Source organism: Gilliamella bombi (assembly GCF_900103255.1).
In the GTDB taxonomy this organism is placed as follows: Bacteria; Pseudomonadota; Gammaproteobacteria; order Enterobacterales; family Orbaceae; genus Gilliamella; species Gilliamella bombi.
The window spans coordinates 1-23,204 of record NZ_FMWS01000055.1 but is presented as its reverse complement, the minus strand read 5'-3'; the positions used below and the strand labels follow the sequence as shown (position 1 = coordinate 23,204).

At 30.0% G+C, this 23,204-nt stretch carries 24 protein-coding genes, 1 tRNA gene and 1 pseudogene; 6 read left to right on the top strand and 20 right to left on the bottom strand.

Annotated features, from left to right (window positions below; translation table 11 throughout):
• The first annotated feature begins 113 nt into the window (after positions 1 to 113).
• Positions 114 to 1,274, top strand: a complete 1,161-nt coding sequence (locus B9N71_RS10200) for a site-specific DNA-methyltransferase (protein ID WP_085165853.1) — start codon at positions 114 to 116, stop codon at positions 1,272 to 1,274.
• Positions 1,275 to 1,459: 185 nt separating this feature from the next.
• Here B9N71_RS10200 and B9N71_RS13575 read toward each other — a convergent pair.
• The 6 genes and pseudogenes from B9N71_RS13575 to B9N71_RS13570 all read right to left on the bottom strand — a co-directional run.
• Positions 1,460 to 1,621: pseudogene (locus B9N71_RS13575) on the bottom strand (hypothetical protein); the annotation flags it as partial.
• Between the two features lie 222 nt (positions 1,622 to 1,843).
• The gene (locus B9N71_RS10195) at positions 1,844 to 3,391 is read right to left on the bottom strand and encodes a restriction endonuclease FokI C-terminal domain-containing protein (protein ID WP_085165852.1); all 1,548 of its coding nucleotides are present in this window, start codon (positions 3,389 to 3,391) and stop codon (positions 1,844 to 1,846) included.
• A gap of 26 nt (positions 3,392 to 3,417) precedes the next feature.
• Positions 3,418 to 4,377: a restriction endonuclease PLD domain-containing protein gene (locus B9N71_RS10190; RefSeq protein WP_085165851.1), complete on the bottom strand. Its 960-nt coding sequence runs from the start codon at positions 4,375 to 4,377 to the stop codon at positions 3,418 to 3,420.
• A 4-nt stretch (positions 4,378 to 4,381) separates the two neighbouring features.
• Complete coding sequence (locus B9N71_RS10185) at positions 4,382 to 5,440, bottom strand: DNA cytosine methyltransferase (RefSeq protein WP_085165850.1); 1,059 nt, start codon at positions 5,438 to 5,440, stop codon at positions 4,382 to 4,384.
• A gap of 1,149 nt (positions 5,441 to 6,589) precedes the next feature.
• Positions 6,590 to 7,765 (bottom strand): hypothetical protein, encoded by a 1,176-nt coding sequence (locus B9N71_RS10175; RefSeq protein WP_085165848.1) that lies wholly within the window; start codon positions 7,763 to 7,765, stop codon positions 6,590 to 6,592.
• 67 nt (positions 7,766 to 7,832) lie between these two features.
• Positions 7,833 to 7,964, bottom strand: a complete 132-nt coding sequence (locus tag B9N71_RS13570) for an integrase core domain-containing protein (RefSeq protein ID WP_370738312.1) — start codon at positions 7,962 to 7,964, stop codon at positions 7,833 to 7,835.
• A 375-nt stretch (positions 7,965 to 8,339) separates the two neighbouring features.
• On the opposite strand from B9N71_RS13570, the gene B9N71_RS10165 reads away from it, so the two are divergent.
• Both B9N71_RS10165 and B9N71_RS10160 read left to right on the top strand, forming a co-directional pair.
• The gene (locus B9N71_RS10165) at positions 8,340 to 9,602 is read left to right on the top strand and encodes a hypothetical protein (protein WP_085165846.1); all 1,263 of its coding nucleotides are present in this window, start codon (positions 8,340 to 8,342) and stop codon (positions 9,600 to 9,602) included.
• Between the two features lie 15 nt (positions 9,603 to 9,617).
• The gene (locus tag B9N71_RS10160; RefSeq protein ID WP_085165845.1) at positions 9,618 to 10,526 is read left to right on the top strand and encodes a hypothetical protein; all 909 of its coding nucleotides are present in this window, start codon (positions 9,618 to 9,620) and stop codon (positions 10,524 to 10,526) included.
• Positions 10,527 to 10,571: 45 nt separating this feature from the next.
• On the opposite strand, the gene B9N71_RS10155 is transcribed toward B9N71_RS10160, so the two are convergent.
• The 14 genes from B9N71_RS10155 to B9N71_RS10095 form a co-directional block, all read right to left on the bottom strand.
• The gene (locus tag B9N71_RS10155) at positions 10,572 to 11,246 is read right to left on the bottom strand and encodes an antirestriction protein ArdA (protein WP_085165844.1); all 675 of its coding nucleotides are present in this window, start codon (positions 11,244 to 11,246) and stop codon (positions 10,572 to 10,574) included.
• 65 nt (positions 11,247 to 11,311) lie between these two features.
• Positions 11,312 to 12,559, bottom strand: a complete 1,248-nt coding sequence (locus tag B9N71_RS10150) for a tyrosine-type recombinase/integrase (protein WP_085165843.1) — start codon at positions 12,557 to 12,559, stop codon at positions 11,312 to 11,314.
• Between the two features lie 86 nt (positions 12,560 to 12,645).
• Positions 12,646 to 12,855 (bottom strand): helix-turn-helix transcriptional regulator, encoded by a 210-nt coding sequence (locus B9N71_RS10145; protein ID WP_085165842.1) that lies wholly within the window; start codon positions 12,853 to 12,855, stop codon positions 12,646 to 12,648.
• A gap of 216 nt (positions 12,856 to 13,071) precedes the next feature.
• The gene (locus tag B9N71_RS10140; protein ID WP_085165841.1) at positions 13,072 to 13,617 is read right to left on the bottom strand and encodes a hypothetical protein; all 546 of its coding nucleotides are present in this window, start codon (positions 13,615 to 13,617) and stop codon (positions 13,072 to 13,074) included.
• Positions 13,618 to 13,678: 61 nt separating this feature from the next.
• Positions 13,679 to 14,305: a hypothetical protein gene (locus B9N71_RS10135; RefSeq protein ID WP_085165840.1), complete on the bottom strand. Its 627-nt coding sequence runs from the start codon at positions 14,303 to 14,305 to the stop codon at positions 13,679 to 13,681.
• 57 nt (positions 14,306 to 14,362) lie between these two features.
• Positions 14,363 to 14,662, bottom strand: a complete 300-nt coding sequence (locus B9N71_RS10130) for a hypothetical protein (RefSeq protein ID WP_065610211.1) — start codon at positions 14,660 to 14,662, stop codon at positions 14,363 to 14,365.
• A 9-nt stretch (positions 14,663 to 14,671) separates the two neighbouring features.
• Positions 14,672 to 14,821 carry a hypothetical protein gene (locus tag B9N71_RS13070; protein ID WP_160401672.1) on the bottom strand — a complete coding sequence of 50 codons (150 nt, stop codon included), beginning with the start codon at positions 14,819 to 14,821 and terminating at the stop codon, positions 14,672 to 14,674.
• 22 nt (positions 14,822 to 14,843) lie between these two features.
• Positions 14,844 to 16,025 carry a tudor domain-containing protein gene (locus B9N71_RS10125; protein WP_085165839.1) on the bottom strand — a complete coding sequence of 394 codons (1,182 nt, stop codon included), beginning with the start codon at positions 16,023 to 16,025 and terminating at the stop codon, positions 14,844 to 14,846.
• Positions 16,026 to 16,188: 163 nt separating this feature from the next.
• Positions 16,189 to 16,641, bottom strand: a complete 453-nt coding sequence (gene radC / locus B9N71_RS10120; RefSeq protein ID WP_143422111.1) for a RadC family protein — start codon at positions 16,639 to 16,641, stop codon at positions 16,189 to 16,191.
• A 117-nt stretch (positions 16,642 to 16,758) separates the two neighbouring features.
• On the bottom strand, positions 16,759 to 17,349 hold the full coding sequence (locus B9N71_RS10115; protein ID WP_085165838.1) for an EcsC family protein: 591 nt from the start codon (positions 17,347 to 17,349) through the stop codon (positions 16,759 to 16,761).
• 254 nt (positions 17,350 to 17,603) lie between these two features.
• A complete protein-coding gene (locus tag B9N71_RS10110) occupies positions 17,604 to 17,987 on the bottom strand; it encodes a hypothetical protein (protein ID WP_065625511.1) in 384 nt (127 codons plus the stop codon).
• 115 nt (positions 17,988 to 18,102) lie between these two features.
• Entirely contained in the window at positions 18,103 to 18,573 is a 471-nt protein-coding gene (locus B9N71_RS10105; protein ID WP_065625512.1) for a hypothetical protein, read from the bottom strand.
• Between the two features lie 126 nt (positions 18,574 to 18,699).
• Positions 18,700 to 19,299 (bottom strand): YagK/YfjJ domain-containing protein, encoded by a 600-nt coding sequence (locus tag B9N71_RS10100; protein WP_085165837.1) that lies wholly within the window; start codon positions 19,297 to 19,299, stop codon positions 18,700 to 18,702.
• 649 nt (positions 19,300 to 19,948) lie between these two features.
• Positions 19,949 to 20,024, bottom strand: a tRNA-Phe gene (locus B9N71_RS10095).
• Between the two features lie 158 nt (positions 20,025 to 20,182).
• Here B9N71_RS10095 and B9N71_RS10090 point away from each other — a divergent pair.
• The 3 genes from B9N71_RS10090 to groL all read left to right on the top strand — a co-directional run bounded on the left by B9N71_RS10090 (position 20,183) and on the right by groL (position 22,752).
• On the top strand, positions 20,183 to 20,620 hold the full coding sequence (locus B9N71_RS10090; RefSeq protein ID WP_065590760.1) for an FxsA family protein: 438 nt from the start codon (positions 20,183 to 20,185) through the stop codon (positions 20,618 to 20,620).
• Between the two features lie 144 nt (positions 20,621 to 20,764).
• Entirely contained in the window at positions 20,765 to 21,058 is a 294-nt protein-coding gene (locus B9N71_RS10085; protein WP_034915350.1) for a co-chaperone GroES, read from the top strand.
• Positions 21,059 to 21,105: 47 nt separating this feature from the next.
• On the top strand, positions 21,106 to 22,752 hold the full coding sequence (groL, locus tag B9N71_RS10080) for a chaperonin GroEL (RefSeq protein WP_085165836.1): 1,647 nt from the start codon (positions 21,106 to 21,108) through the stop codon (positions 22,750 to 22,752).
• The last annotated feature ends 452 nt before the right edge of the window (positions 22,753 to 23,204 follow it).

Here is a 23,204-nt window from a genome sequence, read left to right as displayed (position 1 = left end):
TTGTCAAAAGTTCGCTTGCTTTTAATGTTATATTCAATTATTTTGGAGGTTTGAGTGTAAAAATTAAATTATAGTTATATACCTGCTTTGCATTAATAACTTGATAATTATATATGAAAAAAATTAACAAATTAATAAATCAAGATCATTTATATATAGAAAGTGATAATTTGTTTGCATTAGAACATTTGATTGATAAGTATAAAAATAGAATCAATTTAATCTATATAGATCCTCCTTATAATACTGGCAATTCTTATGTATATAATGATTGTTTTTCTGATTATAAAGGATTCACATGGTCTGAGATGATGTCACCAAGATTAGAGTTAGCCAAAAGTTTATTAGCTGAAGATGGAGCAATATTTATTAGTATTGATGATAATGAATTAGTTAATTTACGTTTAATTTGCGATAACATTTTTGGCAAAGAAAATTTTATAGCTAACATTATTTGGCAAAAAAAATATTCTCAATCCAATGATTCTTATACGATGTCCACTGTTCATGAATATATTATTGTTTATCAAAAAACAAGTAATTTCAGAATCAACTTATTGCCTAGGAATGAAAATCTTAATAAACCTTATAAAAACGATGATGGCGATGGTAAAGGTGTTTGGCGACAAGATAATTTATTAGTAAAAAAATTTTCTCTTAGTAGGGTATATCCAATTGTTAATCCTAATACTGGTAAAGAGTATTATCCTCCAAATGGAAATAGTTGGAGAGCATCTAAAGAAACAATGAATAAATGGCTTCAAGAAAATCGAATTTATTTTGGTCAAAAAGGTACTGGTGCACCACAATTAAAAAGATATTTGAATGAGGTTAAACAAGGAGTACTACCCACAACGTTTTGGTCATACGATGAAGTCGGTCACACACAACAGGCTAATAAAGAAATAACATCTTTATTTAACAATGAACTAGTTTTTGATACACCAAAACCTGTTTCATTAATAAAAAAAATATTACAGATAGCATCAAAACATAATGATATTATTCTCGATTTTTTTGCTGGTTCAGCAACCACTGCACATGCTACATTGGAATTGAATTCGGAAGATGGTGGAAATAGAAAATTTATAATGATTCAATCACCAGAGCATTGCAATTTTAAGAACAAAAAATTTAAAAATAGATTTAAATATATCAGTGATATAGGTAAAGAAAGAATAAATAGAGCAGGGAAATTATTATTACAAAAAACATCATATCATCCCAACTGGGATAAAAATGTTTCTTTTAAATTTATAAAAATGCAAGGATGATATCTTATTTTAAATATTATTTATTGACAGTAGGACATCCCATTCATTTTTAAATAAACAGCAAGACAACAATTAATTTCAAAGCCTAGAAAAATCTAATGAAATTTACTATCTCTAGTTTTGATAAGTATTGTCTAGTTACGAATTGCCCATTGTTTAGGCCTAGTGGTTTCCAAAGTATTTACCTAGAATTGAACTATTTTCTTGTACAGTAATTTAACGTTGTCTTGTTCTAAACGCAATATTAGGCGTTTTCTATCATCATATGATATTTCAAAAAGCTCATCACTTGATGGGGAAAAACTAGTTCTTACTATGTTTACAGGTACAAGAATGTAAGCTTGGTTTGGTCCTCTATTTTTCTATGTCACCAATTTAAAACAAAACTTAAATGTGTTTTCCCGGTTTTTGAGCTCAATAGAGATAAATTTATGGTGCCTATAATTGACACAATTATTCCCTCTAAAAATACATGCTACCAATAATCATTTATTAAAAAAACTAAAAAAACAATGTTATAATAATTTATAAAATATTTATAAAAATAAAAGATAAAATAATAAACTAACTCATAAATCAGCTTGTAATACTCTTCTATTAAGACTAAATATATCTCTAATTCGTTGTTGTGTATAAGGATTACTTGTATGCTCATAAACTAGATTTATCATTGTAGATATATTAATAGCACTTCCATTAATACCGGTTTCGTTAACAACTCTATTTAGTTGTATATTTATATTGGAGCCAAATCCCCCGGCTATATAAGAAAAGAAGCTAAGTGGATAAGTACCATTATAATAATTGTTAAGCTGACCAATATAATTATAGACCATCCTGTTATGATGATCATTAGTTATACTATATTTACTATATGCTTTATTATCTAAAATAGCCGAATAACCTTCATCATCAGAAAGTAATAACACATCAGGTGTCAAACCTTTTGGTCCTACATGCCTAGCTGTAAAACCAAAAACATTTTGAAATAAATCTACCGTTGCTAATTCAAAATCAGTGGCTTGCTCTCTACCTTTGAAAGCCATTTCAAAATATTCTGACAAAAAAGCACCAATAGCTCCTTGTGGATATAATTCTTGTAGGCAATCTTCGACTAGATCAGGTAAAAATCCTGTTTTTTCACAAATTTTGTCTATGAGAGTACTAGTAATTTTACTTATTGGCATTTTTACTGATTCAGTAATAAATGCCTGTTTGATTTTATTAATTGCAATAACTCTCGTTGAAATTCCATGTATATTTAACAAATTACGTGTATCTTTTCGATGTTTTGGATCCACACCAAATTTTCTTTGAAAATATTCATGTTGTTCAGGACGGTCAATGAATGGAGAATCAGACAACAGTTGATTAATCTCATCTATTTTATCCTCAATAATTCTTACCCTATGGTCTTCAGTATCCCTTTTGACTAATTGAGTATATTCCAACCAGTTAATTATAGTGTTAGCAATGTCTAATAGGTGATCAAAACTATTTTTTGAGCCTCGGCTTGAAGAATATTTTTCAAAAAAATTTTTAGCTAAAATTGCATCACCATCATTTCTAAATTTAATTATTTGCTGAACAATATATTCAAAACATTTAGCACTTTCATTTTCTGCTTCAACAACGACAATTTTTGCAATTTCCTCTTCTGATAAACTTTCAATTCTAGAATCTGATAATAATTTTAACAAAAACTTGAAAGGTCTTATTTTAAAACGAACCGAAACATTTACTCCGCTACTTAATGAATAAGAAGAAGGGAACTGGTATTTGATAATTTGATTTTTTAATACTTCAACTGGAGAATCACCATTCATTATTGCTTCCCCAGCTAAGGTTAATTTTATTTTTTTAGTATTTTCTTGTACAAAAATTAAACCTAAACTTACTAACCAAGCTTTATAGGTTCTACCTCCACCACCTGTTTGATCTCGCCGATCTCCAGTACGTTTTAATCCAGCTTCTTCGAGGGCGTCTTCTAATGACATATGAATTTCTCGTTGTCCAATCCATTCTTGATTTAATGAAATATCAGAAAAAGTTGCCAATACTTCTGGAACTGAATTCAAACGTCTTTTAGGTCGTGTTACCCACCAATAATTTAGCACTTATATTTCTCCGTCAAATTTGATTATTAATGCGGTGAAAAATCCATATAAAATTGTTCTTCATCTAATTTATAAAAAGTTACATCCGTTCTTCCATAATCTTCTAAGTGTTGTCTGGTTACGAACTGTCCATTGTTAAGGCCTAGACGATTTCTAAAGTATTCTCCTATCAACGAATTGTTCATTGGTGTTGTTATCGCTTTATCACCTTGTTGCTGGACTCTTAAAACCAAATTTTTATGATCATCAGTTAAAACTGAAAAATGTCTTTTTTCTAGGGGAAAAAATCCAGATCTTGCTATTCTTGAAGGAACAGGAATGTAAGCTTGGTTTGGCTCTCTACCATTTCTTTGTCCCCAATTTAGGCCAGAATGCCTGTGTGTTTCACCAGTTTTTGAGTCCAAGAGAGAAAGGGTTACATTTTCAATGCTGTCATCAAAAATAATAGCTGAATTTTCGATTTCATTCTCTAAAACAGGATGAGATGCTCTTAACATAATATAATCTTCGATTTCATTATGATTACAAAACATCACATCACAAATCAAACCATTATAATATTGAAAAGCCAGATAAGGCTCACAAGGTGTCATATATTCTCTTCTCCCTAAACTGAAACCTGCTTGAGAATAATTAGCTGACCCTGTATATGCTTCTATTGGTAAATCATTATCTAGCCAAATATAAATTTTACTGTGAACGGGAGCGTGTTCAATTATGTACTGACATTGAAAATTAGAATAGATATCATCATTATTTTCATGAATATCTTTGAAACCTTGATGAATATCTTCTTTTAATCCATCATATAAGGCCATACCAACAATCAATTCTATATCAATTGTTGGTAAACCTAATTCTTTAATTCTTTTTAAATGCCAAGATGCCATCGTATGAGAAGCGTAGCCTGAAACTATTAATAACCTATTGGCTCCTTTACGAATTGGCTCTATCAATATCCTATTAATTAAATCCTGATTAAACATTTACCTATTCACTTATATTAGGTTCAACAGAATCATAATCAATTTTAGCAAAACTATTCAAAATAGCATCAAATATTATTTTTGCGCCTTGACAAGGAACAGCCATACCAATTTGTTTTCGCACACTTTCTTTGGAACCTAAAAATTCATAAGAATCAGGAAATGTTTGTAATCTTGCTCGTTCCCTATTTGTCAAAGCCCGTGGCTCTTCCCAATGATATATATGAGTACCTCCACCACCACTACCTGTAACAGTGTATGCAGGTTTGGAAGGATCAAGTCTTTTATAAATCTGGCTCATCCTAGCCCCTTTAACATTCAATTGCAATGCTTTCGGTAAATCTGCTGTAAAAGCATTTTGTCCAGGTAAAATATGTTTCAATCTTTCAACAACAACTTTAGACTGCTTTGTCATTTCATTGTTAAATGCATCAGTAGGAATTGGGGGGGTTTCTATAGCATTTTTACAAGTATTATCTACTTTTAAATAAGGACGAGGGGATGGTACTCTGAAAGATATGGTTTTACTTAAATCCAACCTAATTCCAACAATAATTATTCGATGTCTAGCTTGGGGAATGCCATATTCTTCAAATTTATATAAATGTGGAACAACTACATAACCAGCATCTTTTAATTCAGATAAAATCTGCGTAAAAGCTTTTCCATCATTTGCATTTCTTAGACCACCTACATTTTCAGCCAAAAACCAATCAGGTTGAAAATGTTTTAATGCTTTAACTCCATAGGAATACAAAGGTCCATAGACTCCATCAATCCCCTTTTGTTCTCCTACAATACTATAGTCATTACACGGAAAACCAAATGCTAATGCATCAATAGGTGTTAAATTTTCCATATTTAACTTTCTTATATCTTCATGAAATACCGACTTACTTTTACCATCACAAATATTGTGAGCATAGGTAGCACAAGTATCTCTGTCATAATCATTTGCCCATTCATGAACTATAGTAAGTTTTTCGTCTAAACTACTTGCATTTATTGCCCCATAAGCTAATCCACCTGGACCACAAAATAGCTCACCTAATTTATACTGCATTTTAACTCCATTAGTTTCATGCCTATCTTTTTTAGCAAAAAGATTTATTATATTTTGAATCGAATTTATTTTTTCTCACCCAATAATTCACAATTATAAAAAGGATTCTGATTTTTAGATATACATAAGCTACTATCAATTTATTCTGAAAGTTCATATAATTCTAGTAAATTTATTTTATAACGAGCCTATAGCTTTTTTAATACCTCGGGCGATGGTTCTTTCACTTTATCTAATTCTATTCTATTTAACATAGTGGATTAATATCTGTTACATAAGAAACGTTATTTAAATCGAAGTTAAATTTATACCTTTGGTTTCTTAGGAAACGACCTAATACTCCGCCACTGTAAGTAAATACAGTATCATTTTTGCGGCGATTTCGCAATAAATATACAAATATTGTAATGATTTCACCACAATACTCTTCTGGTACACATTTTTCATCATAATCATTACAAAAACTTTTACCAGTGTAATAAATATAATTATCCGAATAAAATGTACTATTTTTTTAGCGTGTAATATCATGACTGTAACGTTCATAATCAAAGTAGTTACTTAAATTACCTAGTTCTTTTAAACTATACAGCCACTTTCTGCAATCTAAGTTATCAGATAAATTAATTAAGACAGTAATAGAATTAACATTGTCCCCAACATCAATAACTGTTTTATAAATTTCTAATTCAGCATAATTTAACTCTTCAAGTTTTTATGCCGAATGATTTTATTTATTAAGGTTAATAAATATGATGATAAATTATGGTTTACTTTATCATAGGATTAATATTACATGGAATTAGGTATTGATTTATCGTATTAGTTAAAAATATCGTCGAGAAGTTCATATGTTTAAAGCTATTGTTCACTTGATTTTGAGGTAATTAAGTTGAAATTGGTTGAATGGTTAAGGTGCAAGGTTTACTGGAAAAGGCTTTAGACATAAAAAAAACCTGCTAGAAGCAGGTCTTAAAATTTGGTGATTGGTGCCTCGGACGCGGAATCGAAGATACCGCTTAAAGTATTGGAAGAAGAGGATTGAGGGATTTTAGGTGAGGGAATGTACCCGGTGTTGTATCCGGCGCCAATTTGTAGTCAGAAAATTTCCATGTATACACCAAAGTTGTTGAATTCCCATAATATTGGTTATTGCCTCTCGATGTGTAAAACAGAAATTTCATTTTGATTAAAGGCAATACAGTTTTTATCGTCAATAAAAATAGGTTTATTGTCAGCAAAATCATACTTCAAAGAATCTAAAAATGTTTGTTTAAAATCTTTTTTACAAATTAAATAAATATCGCCTAAGTGAAATCCTATTGTCCCTTTTACTAAAAATAGATTATTTGCGTCATCTTCAAAATCCCATTTATTTTGTTGTAATTTCAATTTATTAACATTATTTTTAATAATTCCATATTCATAAACAGAAGATAAATCTGTTATTCCTAATAACTGTAACGTTAAGTAACTTGCAAAAATAAATGTTTTTTGAAAAATAATGAAGACAGTAAATAATGCAATAATACTTGTATAAAAACTACCTTTTATTGTGCGAACTAGAAGATCATTTTTATCTGAAAATTTTTTGTTATGGATATTATAAAAATAAAAAATTAAAGGTATAAGAGAAACAATCGCAAGAAAAAAAATGAGCCAACTAACTAGTCCAATGTTTTGCCAAGAAAGAGAGCCAGTAACAAATTTAAAAAATAACAATAAAACTGTCGTATAAAAGATTAAAAGAGGTAAAAAAGATAACCATATAGAGTATGAAAATATTTTCCAGTTATTGGTTTTATTCTCTAATTTAACCGTTCTTAAAATAACAAAACAACATAAAGTAGTGAAAATAGCTATTCCAAAACTAATTAAGAGCAAAAGTTCCCCATTTAACTTTTCTTGTTCAGGAAAAAAATAAGACCAACATAAAGCAAATGTTACAGGGAATGTCGATGCTAATGCTGAAATTATAATCAGTAAAACATAACGAAGAAATGAAATTTGATAATTATAAAATTCCAATTCATTTAAATATATCACGGTATTAAATCCTGAAGAACTCAGTAGAATTAGAGATAAAAAACAAACAAAAGTAAAAGGGAAAATAAAGATAATAAGATCTGTTTTACTTTCTCTTATAAGGTCAATAAAAAGATGTTGCCTATTTAGATGATTCAAATATGACCACAAAATTAACGCACAAATAACAACTAACATGATAAAAATCATCTGCCAGTTTTTTTTCAAAATTAATAAAATATCTATTTTCTTAGTTTTATTCTTCTGTAGATTTTTGGGTATACGTTTAAAATTGGACATATCAATTCATTCCTGAATAAAAAATTTTGCAAATATCCCATTGTTAGTACCAAAACCAAGTAGAAAATCACACTATTCGTTTCATGGTTCTATATTCAATTGGTGGCATATTATTTAATGCTTCATGTGGTCTTTCTGTGTTATACATTTCTAACCACTCTTCTGTTGTTTTTCTTAGTTGTTTCAGATTGTTAAATATATAAATTTTATACTTTCGTTCAATTTGTTTAATTAGATCATTCTATATAACCGTTTTGATAAGGACTACCTGATTTAATATAAGTAATATCGGTTAACCATGCCGTATTCAGCTTATCAGGGTTAAATTACCTAAAATATAGGAACAATAGATGGAACCCCAAAACATAGAATATTTAATAAAAATCAAACGTATATTATTTAATGTGTTGGCTATTATCTATTAGTTCCATTTTATTCTAGGTTGTTTATTAACATAAACTTTGTCATATTTCTATTTGTAAGCTGTTTTATATATTTACACATAAAATGTACTTTACAGAAAATGCAATAATATTTAAATTAACATACAAATTGAATAAGCTAATCATATTGCATGGCTAAATTATTTTCACCTCTAGCAACGAAATGTACTAAAAAAAAATGCCAAAAACCCATCTGTTATTCTGCGCTATTTAAATATAAAAAAGGGTTATGTAGTGAACATCTTGCTGAATTTGAACATCAATTATCGATAAAAAAACAGAAAAAACGATTAATACCTAAAAAATGCCCTGTATGTAAAAACATCATCAAAATAAGAAGAAATCAACGATATTGTAGTGCAAACTGTCGTCGGATCGCAATGCGTTTTGTTGAACATCCTATTGTGTGTGAAGTAACAAAAACAGCAATATGGCAACGTGTAGAGCGCTTATTGCGAAGCAGTCCATGGGGATTGGCATCTGTTAATAATTGGGGGGACATTTATCACCTATACGCCTTGCTTTCTATGAAAAAATATTATGAAGTGCTTTTAAAAAAAGATGCTCCTTTGCTTAAATTAAAGTTGGTCCATCTGCATCATCTTGATATTGGTGGAACCAATACGATGCAAAATATTTTATTAGTACCTAAAATGAACACCAATTATAAAAAAGATATGAATAAAAAATGCACTGAGTTAATCTATAATGGTGAGCAAATATATAATGATAAAGCATTACCGATCACTACTTCATTATATAAAAGTCTAATTTTTCTTGATGGAAACTCCAAAAAGTGCAAACAAAAAAATAAAAACGATTTAATTGAATTATGTTTGAAAATAAAACAAGAAATTATCCAGCCTATAATAAAAATTAATGATTATACTCTTTCTTACCTACCAGCAGATATGCTCTATGCCAACCATTTTATGGTGTTCAATTCTTTATCACAGAGAAAAGAGATTAAAAGCGTTATTTATTTTCATTTGATGAACCAATTTGCTCGTATATCATTATCTAATGAGTTTATTTCTCCTTTAAAAACTACAGACAATCACTTTGATAAGTTTTTAAGAGATTCATTAAAACATCTTGAGTTTTCTGATGAAAAGCTAACCTTTCAATTTTTTGAGTTACTGGCTTTAGCCATTTACCACAATTTAGTCAATGGCGATCAATCATTTACTAAAGATATCATTAAAATAACGTATGATGTATTAAGCATGATAGAAAAAAATCCAAATGATGTAAGCTCAAAGAAAGAATATTTATTTCAAAAAATCGTCGACTATATTAATCATTATTTTGAGTTATCTCTTTCAACAAAAATTGAGGGGCATGAGAAATTTATAACATTTTATAATCGATTTTTTCAACGGGTAGGCGAATAGAAACTGGAAATCATAATGAACAAATCACTAAAATCTAAATGTAAAAGACTAAAATGTGATGAACTCATTGCAAAAACACCACTTGCAAGACAATATCGTTTATGTAAAATGCATTTTAATGAAAAAGTCAACAAAATACAAAAGCACAAAAATTCTGTTAGAAAACAGTGTAAATTTTGTGGTAAAACAATAGCAAATAAAAGGAATAACGCATTCTGTAATTATAATTGTTGGCAACTAAGTTTTTGGTGTACGGAAAAAATCACTAAAGAAATCGTGGATAATTTCTTTGCGAAAATTAATCATCTTTTTTCAGAAAAAAAACAATTTAATTATGAAAAAGCCGAACTATTATTAAATCTTGAAAGAATATTATTAAATAAAGAATTAATTAATGTTATGCCCATATTCGAATCACGTTATTCTATCAAAATTGAGAAATTTTTAAGACAACCTTATCTGTATATAAGGGTAGAATCATACTTTCTTAGTAATGGTTTATTAAAATATTATAAAATACTATTTTCATTTAGAGATACTTATCCTTATGATTGTGTTGAGACCATGAACCCTCAAAATCCAGATAAAGAAAATACAGATAATAATGGTATATACTTGATAAAAATGTTTTGTACTTTCGAAGTTATAGCAATATCAATGTGTTATTCATTACTATTCAAACATATTAAAGTTTTTAAAAAAATTTTTGCATTAATCTCCAAACATCGAAAGCGTATTAATAAAGAAAATTTAACATATTTAGATAAGGTTGAGGAATATCTTGAATTACTAAAATATTGCATCAATTATTTAAATGATAATTTCAACACACAGCTACCAAATTACTTTAACTCTAAAGAAAATATACTAATATTTCTTAATTTTTACAAAAAAATAAATAATATTAACTCATGTGTAATGTAAAGTAACTCTGTAAGTTTCATGGAAATTTATAGAGTTACTAAGTGCTCATTCTAAAGATCTTGTATAGTTCAAAACGTTGTACTCTTCAGGAACGCTTTTACCATCGTAATCGGAACTAAAAATTTCACCTGTATAATAGATATAATTACCAGAATAAAATGTGCCACTTTGTTCAAGTGCAATATCATGGCCATATCGTTCGTAATCAAAGTAATTAGTTAAGTTACCGAGTTCTTTTAAACTATAACAACCACTTTCGGCAATCCAGTAGAAACCTAAATCATATTCATTGCTGATGTTATATAGACATTGAAAACAATCTAAGTTATCCGTTAGATTAATTAAGTCTGTAATTGAATTAATATTTACGCCAATGTCAATTGCTGCTTCATAGATTTCCATTTCATCGTGATTCAATTCATCAAGTTTACAGGCTAAATAATTTAGTTCATTAAGATTGCTATTTTCAGAGATATAATTTGTTATGCCATATATAGACGATTTGTAACCACTTAAAAAGAACTCTTTGTAATTAACACTATCAATGCCAATTTGTTTAAAGCATTGTATTACTTTTTCTGGTGTTGTTGGTAGCTCTAGCCATTCACCAATCAATTGTCCTTCGTTATATTTTCCTAAATGGGTGATAAATACTGAGATCATACCAGAACCCACCGCAGTGGATTTTAGGCATGATGATACACTAGGTAATGTTTGCATAAACAATTCCTTAATTTTTTGATATTAATTGATATTGAGAAATGAATTAAATAGTAAGGTATTTTTTAATTTGTTTTGAACTCATAAGGCATAATAAACTTAGTGCGGATTGAATCTAAGTAATCAGCCCACCATTGAACCATTTTAGTTCGTTCGATAATGTGTTGTGCTTTATGGATATAAGCGGCTCTAACGCCATTACGTTCTTGATGACTCATCTGGCGTTCAACTGCATCTCGTGACCAGAGATTCGATTCAACTAATGCACTACAAGCCATAGTTCTAAAACCATGACCGCAAAGTTCTGTCTTGGTGTCATAACCCATTGTTCGAAGTGCTTTATTAACCGTATTTTCGCTCATTGGTTTGCTAGCTGAATGATCACCAATAAATACCAGCTCATACATTCCACTAATTTCATATATTTGTTTTAAAATCTCAATTGCTTGATCGCTTAGCGGAACTAAATGAGGCGTTTTCATTTTTGAACCTCGGTGAGAATGAGGTACACCATCAATTTCCTCCCTTTCAGCTGGAATAGTCCAAATCTTTTTATCGAAATCAATTTCTGACCAACGAGCAAATCGTAGTTCACTAGAACGAATAAATATAAGTAGAGAAAGTTTAATTGCTAATTTGGTTAACTCTCGTCCTTTAAAATTATCAATGCGTTCTAAAAGTTCAGGTATTTGTTCGAGTTCAAGTGCAGGGCGATGATTCACTTTTACTTTACTCACTACCCCTTTTAAATCTTGAGCAGGGTTATAAGAAATATAACCATTTTGTACTGCATAGCGCATTATTGCTGAAGTACGTTGTTGTAATCGGCTAGCGACTTCAAAACGCCCCTGCTCTTCAACAGCTTTAATTGGAACAATTAACTGACGAGTAGTTAATGCTGAAATAGAATAAGCGCCAATTTTTGGGAATAAATACAATTCTAATGTTCGTAGTACTTTTGCTCTATGTGGCTCAGACCAAGTTTTATTATTGGTACACCATTTACGAGCAACTTGTTCAAAAGTAACTTGTATTTCATCTTCAAATTGTTTTGCTTTCTTTTCTACCTGTGGGTCAATATTTCTAGCTAGTAATGATTTGGCTTCGTCTCGTAGCCTTCTAGCTTCGCTTAATAAGACATTAGGATATTGGCCTATCGACATTAATTTTTCTTTAGCATTAAAATAATAGCGAAAGCGCCAATATTTAGAACCGTTGGAGTGAACAAGCAAAAATAAACCATCACCATCAGAAAGTTTATATTGTTTATCGTGTGGTTTGGCTGATTTTATTTTTAAATCAGTTAAGGACATAACGAAATTCCTCAATTATAGAAATTTAGACATAAAAAAAGCCACATATTTGACTATGTGGCTATTGGTTAATAGAAATTTAACTGTTAATTAGTTTTGGTATTTATCCATGCTTCAACCTCTTTTAGACGCCAACGCGAGGATCTTCCTAGTTTAATAGGAGGTGGAAATTTATTTTGTTTTATCAAGGCATAAAACCATTTATCTGTCATGCCTGTGAGTGTGGTGATATATTTCATATCAATTAGGTAATCTGGATGTGTTTGTGCATCCAAAGGGGATAAGAATGTTGACATTGTTGTACCTCTATTGAGTGATGTGGGTTAATTACATTCAATAGATAGGTAACAACAATATTTTTTTACTATTTAACAATAAGAATATCTATTAATGGTTTTAATTGATCTCCAAAATAGGAACACATTATCTATCAATAAATAGTAGAATTGTAGTTATAATAAGTTTTTTCATGGTCACTTAGTCCTTATTTAAAAATTAGTTAAGATTATTGATTAATAGTCACTTATGAGTTTTTCATCTGGATATAAGTTAGGATCGGTAATAGTGAATTTTTCGTAAGATACTAAAATAGGTTGAAAACTAATTACATAGGCGGGTATGTTATTACTATTAAAGTATTTTTTAGCGTCTTTAGTATAGTTGTAAACCATTTCACGTGTTTTGCTGTAGTCAACTGATATATCAGTATCGCCTTCCACGTCAAATCTTCCTGTAATATTATTTGTTAAACCATCGATGACTTCAGACTCCCAAGCTTTAAGTGAGCCATCTTTTGATTTTTCTTCCCAAAACTTATCTTTTTGTTCTTTATTTAAAAAGCCATAACGTAATTCAAATATAACTGTAACAATATCAGCATTATTATAATAGTCACGTATCCCATTAAACTTAACAGGAACAAGTATAGTATCAACTCCATTTTTGATAACCGCTAAATGTCGATTTAATCTTTCTTGTTTAATATCATCGTTGTTTTGTGCATTTGCTATACTAATTGAAAATACAATAGATAAAAATAATACAATTAAATGCTTCATAGTTTTGTTTCCTACTGCTTTTTATTAAATTAATAGATATACTTTATTTAAAGTATTAAGGTTAAAAAGGACTTTTATTGTATTGGTTTGCATCATCTACTCTAGATAACCCTGGTTCAGTATATTTATAAGTGATATATTCAACTTTTGTTGGTTGTAGACCAACAACGTAAAATGGAGCATCTTTAAACCATTTCCTAGCTTCTAAAGTTAAGGCAAATACATGATCACGACTTGAACGAATTGGAAGCCCATGAGTGTTTAACCAGCTATCAAGATCGTCTTCAATAATATCAATAAATGCATCTCGTCTATCAGTATTATCCATATCCCATAGTCGAACATCTTTTTCAGTTTTACCATCAATAAGAACATAGCTAAGATCGAACTCCAATCTAACAACTACTTTTTGAGGTTCACATAATCCTCCTTCCTTAACATCAATACATTGAACTTGGTCTAAAGTAATTTTTTTATGTTGTATTTCCTTTTTAAGTAATTCATTAAAAGTTTTTAAACGTTCAGGATAGACTGGAACATAATTATATTGTGGTATTGGTTCCATTTGACTTAATTGAGATTCATTTGTATGTATTTGGCTATCTTGGTAAGGATTGTTATTTGCAAATGAGCCTCCCGCAAATAATAGAGATATAGCTATGAGTAAATTAGAGGTTATTTTAAACATTTTGTTATTCCTTTCATCTTATGTAGATTTTAATCAGCTAAGTAATACTTTTGAAAATTAGTATTGGCATTTTGATTCTAAATTTTTTTCTGTTATTTTTGAAAAAATTTCTTGAACGTGTATAAGATCTTGTTGTGTAAATTTATTTGTTGCTTTATTAAATATTTCAATTTCTTTTTCGTTTAATTGAGAAACTGAATGCTCAGCAATACATTCACAATATTTAATTGAACGATTTGAATAATCGGTTGCAAGAATACAACCATCTTTCATATTTTTGATAGCATCTGATTTTGGATCAGAGCATCCTTGCAATAGCAAACAGGATAAAATGATTATTAGAATTATTTTTTTCATGTTATACCTTTAGAACAATCTGAATAACCACGAAATTCCTTTTGCTGATGCAACTCCAAGCATATAAGGAGTATTACCATTTGAAGGAAGGGTAAAGTAGTTATAAGTGGCAACTAAGAAAGCAATAACAAGATAAGCGAAAATAATTTTTTTAAACATTTTTCATTCCTTATTTTAAAAATTAATGATAATTAAAAGTGTTAAATATTTGACTAACAAAATTTGAAATTTGATTAGTCAATTGATTAAATAGACTGCTAAATTCTGGATCAAGATTTGAAGACAAAGTAATAATGCTCTTTTCGATTTCAGTATCTGTATAATGTTCTCTAATGCTTGATAAATCAGAAAGTGATTTTTCTAGCAAATTAGTAAGAGTTAAACGGATAATAAATTTTAAAATAATTTCTTCTTCTCCATTGATATCGTCATATGTTTGGATAATAGATAAAAGGTGTTGTGAGTATCGATTATTATTTATACTTGGCAATGATCTTATGCTTTCATTGGCTATTTGTTGACATAGCCTTTCATCAACGCCTCGATATCGAATATTAAATATAATTAAAAAACAAGCAAAAGCTTGCATTTCAACGGTAGCAATATCATTTTTTAATTCTCTAACTTGTTTTTTTTCTATAATTTTATTTCTGAATTGTTTTACAAATGAAACAACAATATTTATAAATTCATTACAAATGTAAGTATGAGGGCTTTCTCTTTTGTCTAAAAAAAAGATTGTAGAAATTGAGCTGACTAATTTTATCTTACATAATAAATTATAAATTTCATCGGATGGAATATACTTGAATGCTACACCTTTATCTATTTGATTTAATGAATCGTTAGTGGCTTGCTCAATCTCATTAGATTCAACGGTAGAGTTTGTATGGCTTTTGTTATTTATAAATTGGCAGTTTTTATCGGAAAAAATTGTTGTTTGTGAGGTGTCTAGTGATTCTTCTTGTTTTTCATTTTGTTGTTCAATAAATAATTGTAATAGTAAACATAAACGGTAAATATCGGGTGCATTAGGCATTGATAAAGCGATTAATTTAGAACCATTAATAAATATATTAGATTTTTCTGAGTGAATTTTTTTTATATCAGAAAAATTTATTCTAATAGGAGATTCAAAAGGTTCTTTAAAAATCATTTCATTATTTGTAATTAATACACCATCTTTAGCCCCACCAAATACAGTATTATCAATTAATATATAAATTTCTTCAGGCCTTAATCCTTGACCATAACAAGATAGTGCATTTGATAACTTTGTATTCGGTATTGTTGGTGCTAAATAAATTTTTTCACTACCATAAAAATTATTTTTAGTTAAAAACTCCAGCAAGGTATTTTTCATAATAAAAATACTCTCCATTATTAATTTTTATTCAAGGATATTTCAATTTTGTTTTTTAATTCTCACTGATCGTTACAGTAAAGTCATATCGTTTAAACAGATCAATAAGATCTTATTGATCGTTAAAAACGATCAATATATTTACTTTTAATACATTTGAAAATTAGAGCCAACTTCGCTCTGCAAAAGAAAAATACGATTGTTGACCAATCACAATATGATCTAATACGCGGATATTAACGATATCTAGTATTTCTGTTAATTTTTGATTGATATTGCGATCTGCACTACTAGGTTGTGCCTCACCTGATGGATGATTATGGGCAAAAATAATGGCTGCTGCGTTATGTTTAAGCGCTTGCTTAATTATTTCTCTGGGATGGATTTCCACAGAGTTAATTGTACCCATAAAAAGTGTTTCTACTTTAATTAACTGATGTTGATTATTTAGGTACATAGCAACAAAATGCTCTCTTTCTTTTTGTTCTAATTTTAGTCTAAGGTAGTCAATGACTTGATTAGGTTTTGTGAATTGGTTATTTTCTATTTTCATCTGCTTTTCGAGCAATTTTAACGCTATTGTCACAATGCGCTTTGTTGAATAGGAATTTTTCATTTTTTCTCCTGTTAAGACTGAGCAAAGCATAATGTCTTTCATGTAAAAACTGAAATTAATGAGATAAATTTATAAATAGGTGAATTTTTAGATAATTGAATTATTAGTATTATTCAGCTAATAGATTTGATTAAATTGTTTTTTAGCAAATTGGCCAATGCGATAAGTAATAATGCGATCAACAACAGCTCCCATCACACCTCCAAAAATCGGGATCACTTTAATTAACTTTAAGCTATGCTTTGCACTTATAATACTAATAAGCTGTTTAATGACCGATAGACTTATTTTACGAATTACTTCATTTGGCTGTTTCACCAATGTAGCTAAACAAAACTGCTGTAATCTTAACTTGCTTGTCATCACACATAATGATAAGAAAATTAAGATTTTAATTCTTTCATCATACACATCATGACCTTGCAAGATAGCAATGGTTGTAACGAGCCTCAATTGAATAAACAAGACACTTAAGGCGTTTGTTGGCAAAGTTATAGGTAAACTTGCAATCCCGCCTAACCCTGTGATAAAACCTGTAGCTGTTGCTTTGTCTGTTTCATGTTTGATTAGTTTATCAAGATTATCTGAATGTAAAGGGAAATTGGCTTTATGTTGCTCGGCTAATGTATAAGCAGAGGAAAAACCATAACCACCAGTCAAACAAAGCTGATAGAGTTTATCAAGTAGTAAAGGTAATTTATCTGACATATCATGCTTCCTTATTTGTCGACTTAAATAAAGAATGAAAATGATTGTAAGAAGGCTCTAATAAATAAAATAAGGTGTTTCGTAATATTTGATGATTTAACATGGCACACTCCTTATAAAAATGTTAATTGAACGGACATATTGGTATGTTCAACTAATGATATCTATTTAAAATTATTTATAATAAGAGTGTAGTTAATATATTGGAGAAATATGAAGCAAACAGGATAAATGAGTTTGCTTCACGAATAAACTTAATGATTATTGCTAATACTATTTAGTTCTACTGAAAATCGTTTTTTTACTGGATCATTCCAATAAATAGTGTAAGTTATGACATGATTTTTAGAGTCCCCTACCATCGTGTACAAAAAACGAGTACGGCATTGGTATTCTTCTGCTTCTTTGTTTGCGCTAAGTGTTTGAGTGCCTGTAAATCGGCGATTCTTTCCTATCCAAAATGGATCAATATATTTACGTGCCAACGACAGTAAGACTTTTTCCGTTTCTTTACTATCACAGGCTGGAGGCATACTTGCTTCACAAATACCACTAAATGCGCTCGATATACTAATTAATATAAATAATATATATTTAATAAAAATCTTATTACATTCGCCACAATCAGATTTAACCATTTTATCTCCTTAAATTATTATTGAATTAAAATACATTATTATTATTAGAAATATATTGTGCACTGTCATATCGTTTATAACGATCAGTTAAGATCTAATTGATCGTTATAAACGATCAATTAATTTGGTTGAGAGTATGCATGCTGTTAATATACAAAGCATGAAGAGGATCATGTTTCTTCCACGAAAGTTGTGCTAACTCAGATAAAGCATTCTTAGTTAGTTTTTTTTCAACATTAATACCATATCCATCAGTTTCATTCTTCCAAAGATTGGTAACGGAATTCATAATAACGTTATAATTTGCATATTGTTCTGAGCTAAAGTACAACATGGTTGGAAAATAAAAGCCGTATTGTTTATTAAAAGCCATTACCCAAACAATGCTAAGAATATGATTAGAAAGTAATGTTAAATCAGACAAGTTCAACATATCCATATACGCATCTATTCCATATTGCCTTTGATAGGCATCGTCATGATAGGCAAAATCCATTCTGACTGGATATAACTTTCCATAACTTGTAAGTAACGATCTATGATGAACTTTTAGCTTATTTAGTATTAGGTCATAATGGTTGTCCATTTTTTATTCCTTTATATGAATTGTATCTATAGCAATTAGTCTGTTTTGTTGACTTATTTGTATAAACATACTTTTAAAGATTTATAGTGATTTTCCAAAATGAAGGAAATGTTTTTTTTGAGGTTATTAAATACGGGAAGAAATTAAAAATTTATTCAAACCAAGTGTTCTAGGTTTTCCTCGATGACTTGGAGGCGGGACTTTACTTAAAAATAGACAATCACTATGACACTCTTTAAAAAATGATTTCTGTTCTGTTTTAGCTAAATAACTAAGCATATAACAAACAGAACGAAATGCTTCATCATCGTGATGATTTATTATCCTTAGCCCATTAATATGATAATTATTCCGCTGACAATCATACAAATAACCTTTAGTCAGTTCATACCATGCACGTTCCAGTGCAACGTAAATAGGATAGTATTTTTGTCTTTTTTGACCATTTACATAAAAAACAGAATGAAAATGGATATGTTCATTCTGATTAAATTCCATAACAACAGCATACCCTACAATATCAAGTTCAAGTTGCATAGCTTGATAGAGGAAGTACATTATTTCTTTTTTGGTTGTTTCAATATCAGTATTGAACTCATCATCCTTAGCATAATGAATGTCGATTCGGATTGGTAAAATTTTTGAGTATCTATCTTGTAGCTTATTTAGGTGTGTAATTAGTTTCTGATTGAGCTGTTTATTAATAGTAAAGTTTTTATTTTGCATGTAGTTGCCCTTATCAAATTAGAGTTATTTGATAAGGAGCAAGATTATTTTTTTACTGTTTTAGTAACTGATGGTTTACTCAGATAGTCTGTTATTGGTGTTATTTATCTAATAATTTTCTTTTATATAATAATATTAATTAACCTTTAATGATTATTTTTTTATCTTGTCTTTAGTCTCAATAAAACATCGAAAACATTCGATAAAAATTAATATTTGACTTTGTAAAATAGTGAAATGCTAACGTAAGAATCTTATTCTCATAAAACGATCAATTCATCAGAATATGAATGGTTAGAGATGAATACTACATAATTATCTTATGATCAAATAACCAGCGTTGTGTAAATAAATGTTTACAAAAAATAAAATAATAACGGTATTAATTGAAAGCAACAGTACAAATAAGGAACATATAATTACTTGGCAAGCAATTCTCTATAACCCTTGCAAACAAAGGCTTTAAAGCCATTTTATGGATACACGCCATTATCGAACCAAATGTATCCGGGTTTGTATCCGATTTTCCGCTTGATTTGGGGTAATTCCAGTTGAATTCGGTTGAGTAGTGAAACAAGCTGAAAGGCTTATTTGAAAAGGCTTTAGGCATAAAAAAACCTGCTAGAAGCAGGTCTTAGAATTTGGTGATTGGTGCCCGGACGCGGAATCGAACCACGGACACGGGGATTTTCAATCCCCTGCTCTACCGACTGAGCTATCCGGGCAACAATGGATGCACATTAAACACGATTCGTGATTATCAGTCAATCCCTTTTGTAATATTTTTTTTAAAATATATATTGTTTGGTTGAAAAATAGCTAATCATCTTCATATTAAAAGATAATTTTTAATAATATGTTTTTATCCTTATAGGAATTATATATGCGATTTGTTGGCTTTATTATCTTTTTTATTTATGTTTATTTTGAACTCACCTTTTTCATAGCTGTTGCCAATTCAATTGGTATTTTTCTTGCTTTAATTTGTATTATTGCAACATCTATTCTTGGTTTCTCGTTAGTTAAAACTCAGGGTTTGAAAAACCTTAGTATTATGCAACAAAAAATAGCTAACAATCAAAGCTATAAAAATGAAGTAATTAGAAGTGTAGCTTTGCTTTTTGCCGGTTTTTTCTTGCTTATTCCAGGTTTTTTAACTGATATTTTAGGTGCAATCTTATTAATACCCCATGTACAAGATCATATCGTGGAATTTATTGTTCGAAAAATGCCAATAAGATCAAAATTTTCTTCATCACAAATGCATTATCAAGAGGGTGATATTATTGAGGGTGAATTCAAACAGAAAGATGATGAATAAATAATCAGTTGGATTTTTTTTAAATTTGTTCTCTTGAAGAATTTAAAATAATCCCCATATATTATGCACTACATTAAAAAATCATAATTCTATGATTTCTATTAATAATTATCTTAATTAAAAATTAGTGCTAGGAGATAACTAATGAAAATTCGTCCATTGCATGATCGTGTGATCATTAAACGTAAAGAAGTAGAATCAAAATCAGCTGGTGGTATTGTTTTAACTGGTTCGGCAGCAGGTAAATCAACTCGCGGAGAAGTTTTAGCTGTTGGTAATGGTCGCATTTTAGAAAATGGTCAAGTACAGCCGCTAGATGTTAAAGTGGGAGATATCGTAATTTTTAATGAAGGATACGGCGTTAAAACAGAGAAAATCGATAATGAAGAAGTGCTTATCTTATCTGAAAGCGATATTTTAGCGATTGTACAAGCATAACTGACAACTAATTTAATTTATATACAGAATTTAGGAGAAATACGAAGATGGCAGCTAAAGATGTGAAATTTGGTAATGACGCTCGCGCCAAAATGCTTAAAGGCGTTAATGTATTAGCCGATGCAGTTAAAGTAACATTAGGTCCAAAAGGACGTAATGTAGTATTAGATAAATCTTTTGGCGCACCAACCATTACTAAAGATGGTGTTTCTGTTGCTCGTGAAATCGAATTAGAAGATAAATTCGAAAATATGGGTGCGCAAATGGTTAAAGAGGTCGCATCTAAAGCAAATGATGCAGCAGGTGATGGTACAACTACTGCAACTGTTCTTGCTCAAGCGATTGTTAATGAAGGTTTAAAAGCTGTTGCTGCTGGTATGAATCCAATGGATTTAAAACGTGGTATTGATAAAGCAGTTGTTGCAGCTGTTGAAGAGCTTAAAAAATTATCTGCACCATGCGCTGATTCTAAAGCCATTGCTCAAGTAGGTACAATTTCAGCTAATTCTGATGAAACTGTTGGTACTTTAATTGCTCAGGCAATGGAAAAAGTAGGTAAAGAAGGTGTTATTACAGTTGAAGATGGCACTGGTTTACAAGATGAGCTTGATGTTGTTGAGGGTATGCAGTTTGATCGTGGTTACCTATCACCATACTTTATCAATAAACCTGAAACTGCAACTGTTGAATTAGATAGCCCATATATTTTATTAGCCGATAAAAAAATCTCTAACATCCGCGAATTATTACCAGTGCTTGAAGCTGTAGCTAAAGCAGGTAAATCTTTATTGATTATCGCAGAAGATGTTGAAGGCGAAGCACTTGCAACATTAGTTGTGAATACTATGCGTGGCATTGTTAAAGTTGCAGCTGTTAAAGCTCCTGGCTTTGGTGATCGTCGTAAAGCAATGTTACAAGATATTGCAATCTTAACTGCGGGTACTGTAATTTCAGAAGAAATTGGTTTAGAACTTGAAAAAACAACTCTTGAAGATTTAGGTCAAGCAAAACGTGTTGTAATCAATAAAGACAACACAACTATCATTGATGGTGTTGGTGAGGAGTCATTAATTAATGCTCGCGTTGAACAAATTCGTAAACAAATCGAAGAATCAACTTCTGACTATGATAAAGAGAAACTTCAAGAACGCGTTGCGAAACTTGCTGGCGGTGTTGCTGTAATTAAAGTTGGTGCGGCAACTGAAGTTGAAATGAAAGAGAAAAAAGCTCGTGTTGAAGACGCATTACATGCAACTCGTGCAGCTGTTGAAGAAGGTGTTGTAGCTGGTGGTGGTGTTGCTCTTGTCCGTGCCGCAACTACTATTTCAGAACTTAAGGGTGCAAACGAAGATCAAAACGTTGGTATCAAAGTTGCACTTCGTGCGATGGAAGCTCCATTACGTCAAATCGTTACTAACTGTGGTGAAGAAGCATCTGTTGTTGTTAATGCCGTTAAAGGTGGTAAAGGTAACTATGGTTACAATGCCGCAACTGAAGAATATGGTGATATGATTGCAATGGGTATTTTAGATCCAACTAAAGTAACACGTAGTGCATTACAATATGCCGCTTCAGTTGCCGGCCTTATGATTACAACTGAATGTATGGTAACTGATTTACCTAAAGATGATAAGACTGACTTAAGTGCTGCTGGTGGTATGGGTGGCATGGGTGGTATGGGCGGAATGATGTAATTCTTTTCGTCAGTACGAAATAAGCTTATCAATACAAACCACTCGTTTATGCGAGTGGTTTTTTTATGAATTTTTTCTTTAGTTATATCTTCTCTTTATAAAATAACTGCAAAATAATAATATACAATTAATTAAAAATACCAATAATAATTTAAAGTTTTAATCGATTAAACAAAGTATAGATAATAATCTGTTATACTAGCAAAAAGCTTGCTCTATACTTGATGATTATCATTTATTCTTTAATTTTTTGATTTTGGATGACTGTTTTACTTGTCAAAATCAGATGTTAAATAGATAATAACATGATGAAAAGATGAAATTTATCTGTAACTATCCCCTAAAATAGTACAGCAAAAAAGTAGAAAATTCTCTATGATAAAAAAAAGGGGGATTTAATTATGAAAAAAATGACTGAACATCAAATCGTGGCTATTTTAAAAGAAGCTGAA

Excerpts from the sequence above, each read along its gene's own strand:
- B9N71_RS10185 (WP_085165850.1), bottom strand. The coding sequence starts at position 5,440 with ATGCAGTATAAATTAGGTGAGCTATTTTGTGGTCCAGGTGGATTAGCT.
- B9N71_RS10160 (WP_085165845.1), top strand. The coding sequence starts at position 9,618 with ATGAACAAATCACTAAAATCTAAATGTAAAAGACTAAAATGTGATGAA.
- B9N71_RS10155 (WP_085165844.1), bottom strand. The coding sequence starts at position 11,246 with ATGCAAACATTACCTAGTGTATCATCATGCCTAAAATCCACTGCGGTG.
- B9N71_RS10125 (WP_085165839.1), bottom strand. The coding sequence starts at position 16,025 with ATGAAAAATACCTTGCTGGAGTTTTTAACTAAAAATAATTTTTATGGT.
- B9N71_RS10090 (WP_065590760.1), top strand. The coding sequence starts at position 20,183 with ATGCGATTTGTTGGCTTTATTATCTTTTTTATTTATGTTTATTTTGAA.
- B9N71_RS10190 (WP_085165851.1), bottom strand. The coding sequence starts at position 4,377 with ATGTTTAATCAGGATTTAATTAATAGGATATTGATAGAGCCAATTCGT.
- B9N71_RS10140 (WP_085165841.1), bottom strand. The coding sequence starts at position 13,617 with ATGAAGCATTTAATTGTATTATTTTTATCTATTGTATTTTCAATTAGT.
- B9N71_RS13070 (WP_160401672.1), bottom strand. The coding sequence starts at position 14,821 with ATGTTTAAAAAAATTATTTTCGCTTATCTTGTTATTGCTTTCTTAGTT.
- B9N71_RS10110 (WP_065625511.1), bottom strand. The coding sequence starts at position 17,987 with ATGGTTAAATCTGATTGTGGCGAATGTAATAAGATTTTTATTAAATAT.
- B9N71_RS10130 (WP_065610211.1), bottom strand. The coding sequence starts at position 14,662 with ATGAAAAAAATAATTCTAATAATCATTTTATCCTGTTTGCTATTGCAA.
- B9N71_RS10135 (WP_085165840.1), bottom strand. The coding sequence starts at position 14,305 with ATGTTTAAAATAACCTCTAATTTACTCATAGCTATATCTCTATTATTT.
- B9N71_RS10115 (WP_085165838.1), bottom strand. The coding sequence starts at position 17,349 with ATGTCAGATAAATTACCTTTACTACTTGATAAACTCTATCAGCTTTGT.
- B9N71_RS10085 (WP_034915350.1), top strand. The coding sequence starts at position 20,765 with ATGAAAATTCGTCCATTGCATGATCGTGTGATCATTAAACGTAAAGAA.
- B9N71_RS10150 (WP_085165843.1), bottom strand. The coding sequence starts at position 12,559 with ATGTCCTTAACTGATTTAAAAATAAAATCAGCCAAACCACACGATAAA.
- B9N71_RS10100 (WP_085165837.1), bottom strand. The coding sequence starts at position 19,299 with ATGCAAAATAAAAACTTTACTATTAATAAACAGCTCAATCAGAAACTA.
- B9N71_RS10200 (WP_085165853.1), top strand. The coding sequence starts at position 114 with ATGAAAAAAATTAACAAATTAATAAATCAAGATCATTTATATATAGAA.
- B9N71_RS10165 (WP_085165846.1), top strand. The coding sequence starts at position 8,340 with ATGGCTAAATTATTTTCACCTCTAGCAACGAAATGTACTAAAAAAAAA.
- radC (WP_143422111.1), bottom strand. The coding sequence starts at position 16,641 with ATGAAAAATTCCTATTCAACAAAGCGCATTGTGACAATAGCGTTAAAA.
- B9N71_RS10105 (WP_065625512.1), bottom strand. The coding sequence starts at position 18,573 with ATGGACAACCATTATGACCTAATACTAAATAAGCTAAAAGTTCATCAT.
- groL (WP_085165836.1), top strand. The coding sequence starts at position 21,106 with ATGGCAGCTAAAGATGTGAAATTTGGTAATGACGCTCGCGCCAAAATG.
- B9N71_RS10175 (WP_085165848.1), bottom strand. The coding sequence starts at position 7,765 with ATGTCCAATTTTAAACGTATACCCAAAAATCTACAGAAGAATAAAACT.
- B9N71_RS10145 (WP_085165842.1), bottom strand. The coding sequence starts at position 12,855 with ATGTCAACATTCTTATCCCCTTTGGATGCACAAACACATCCAGATTAC.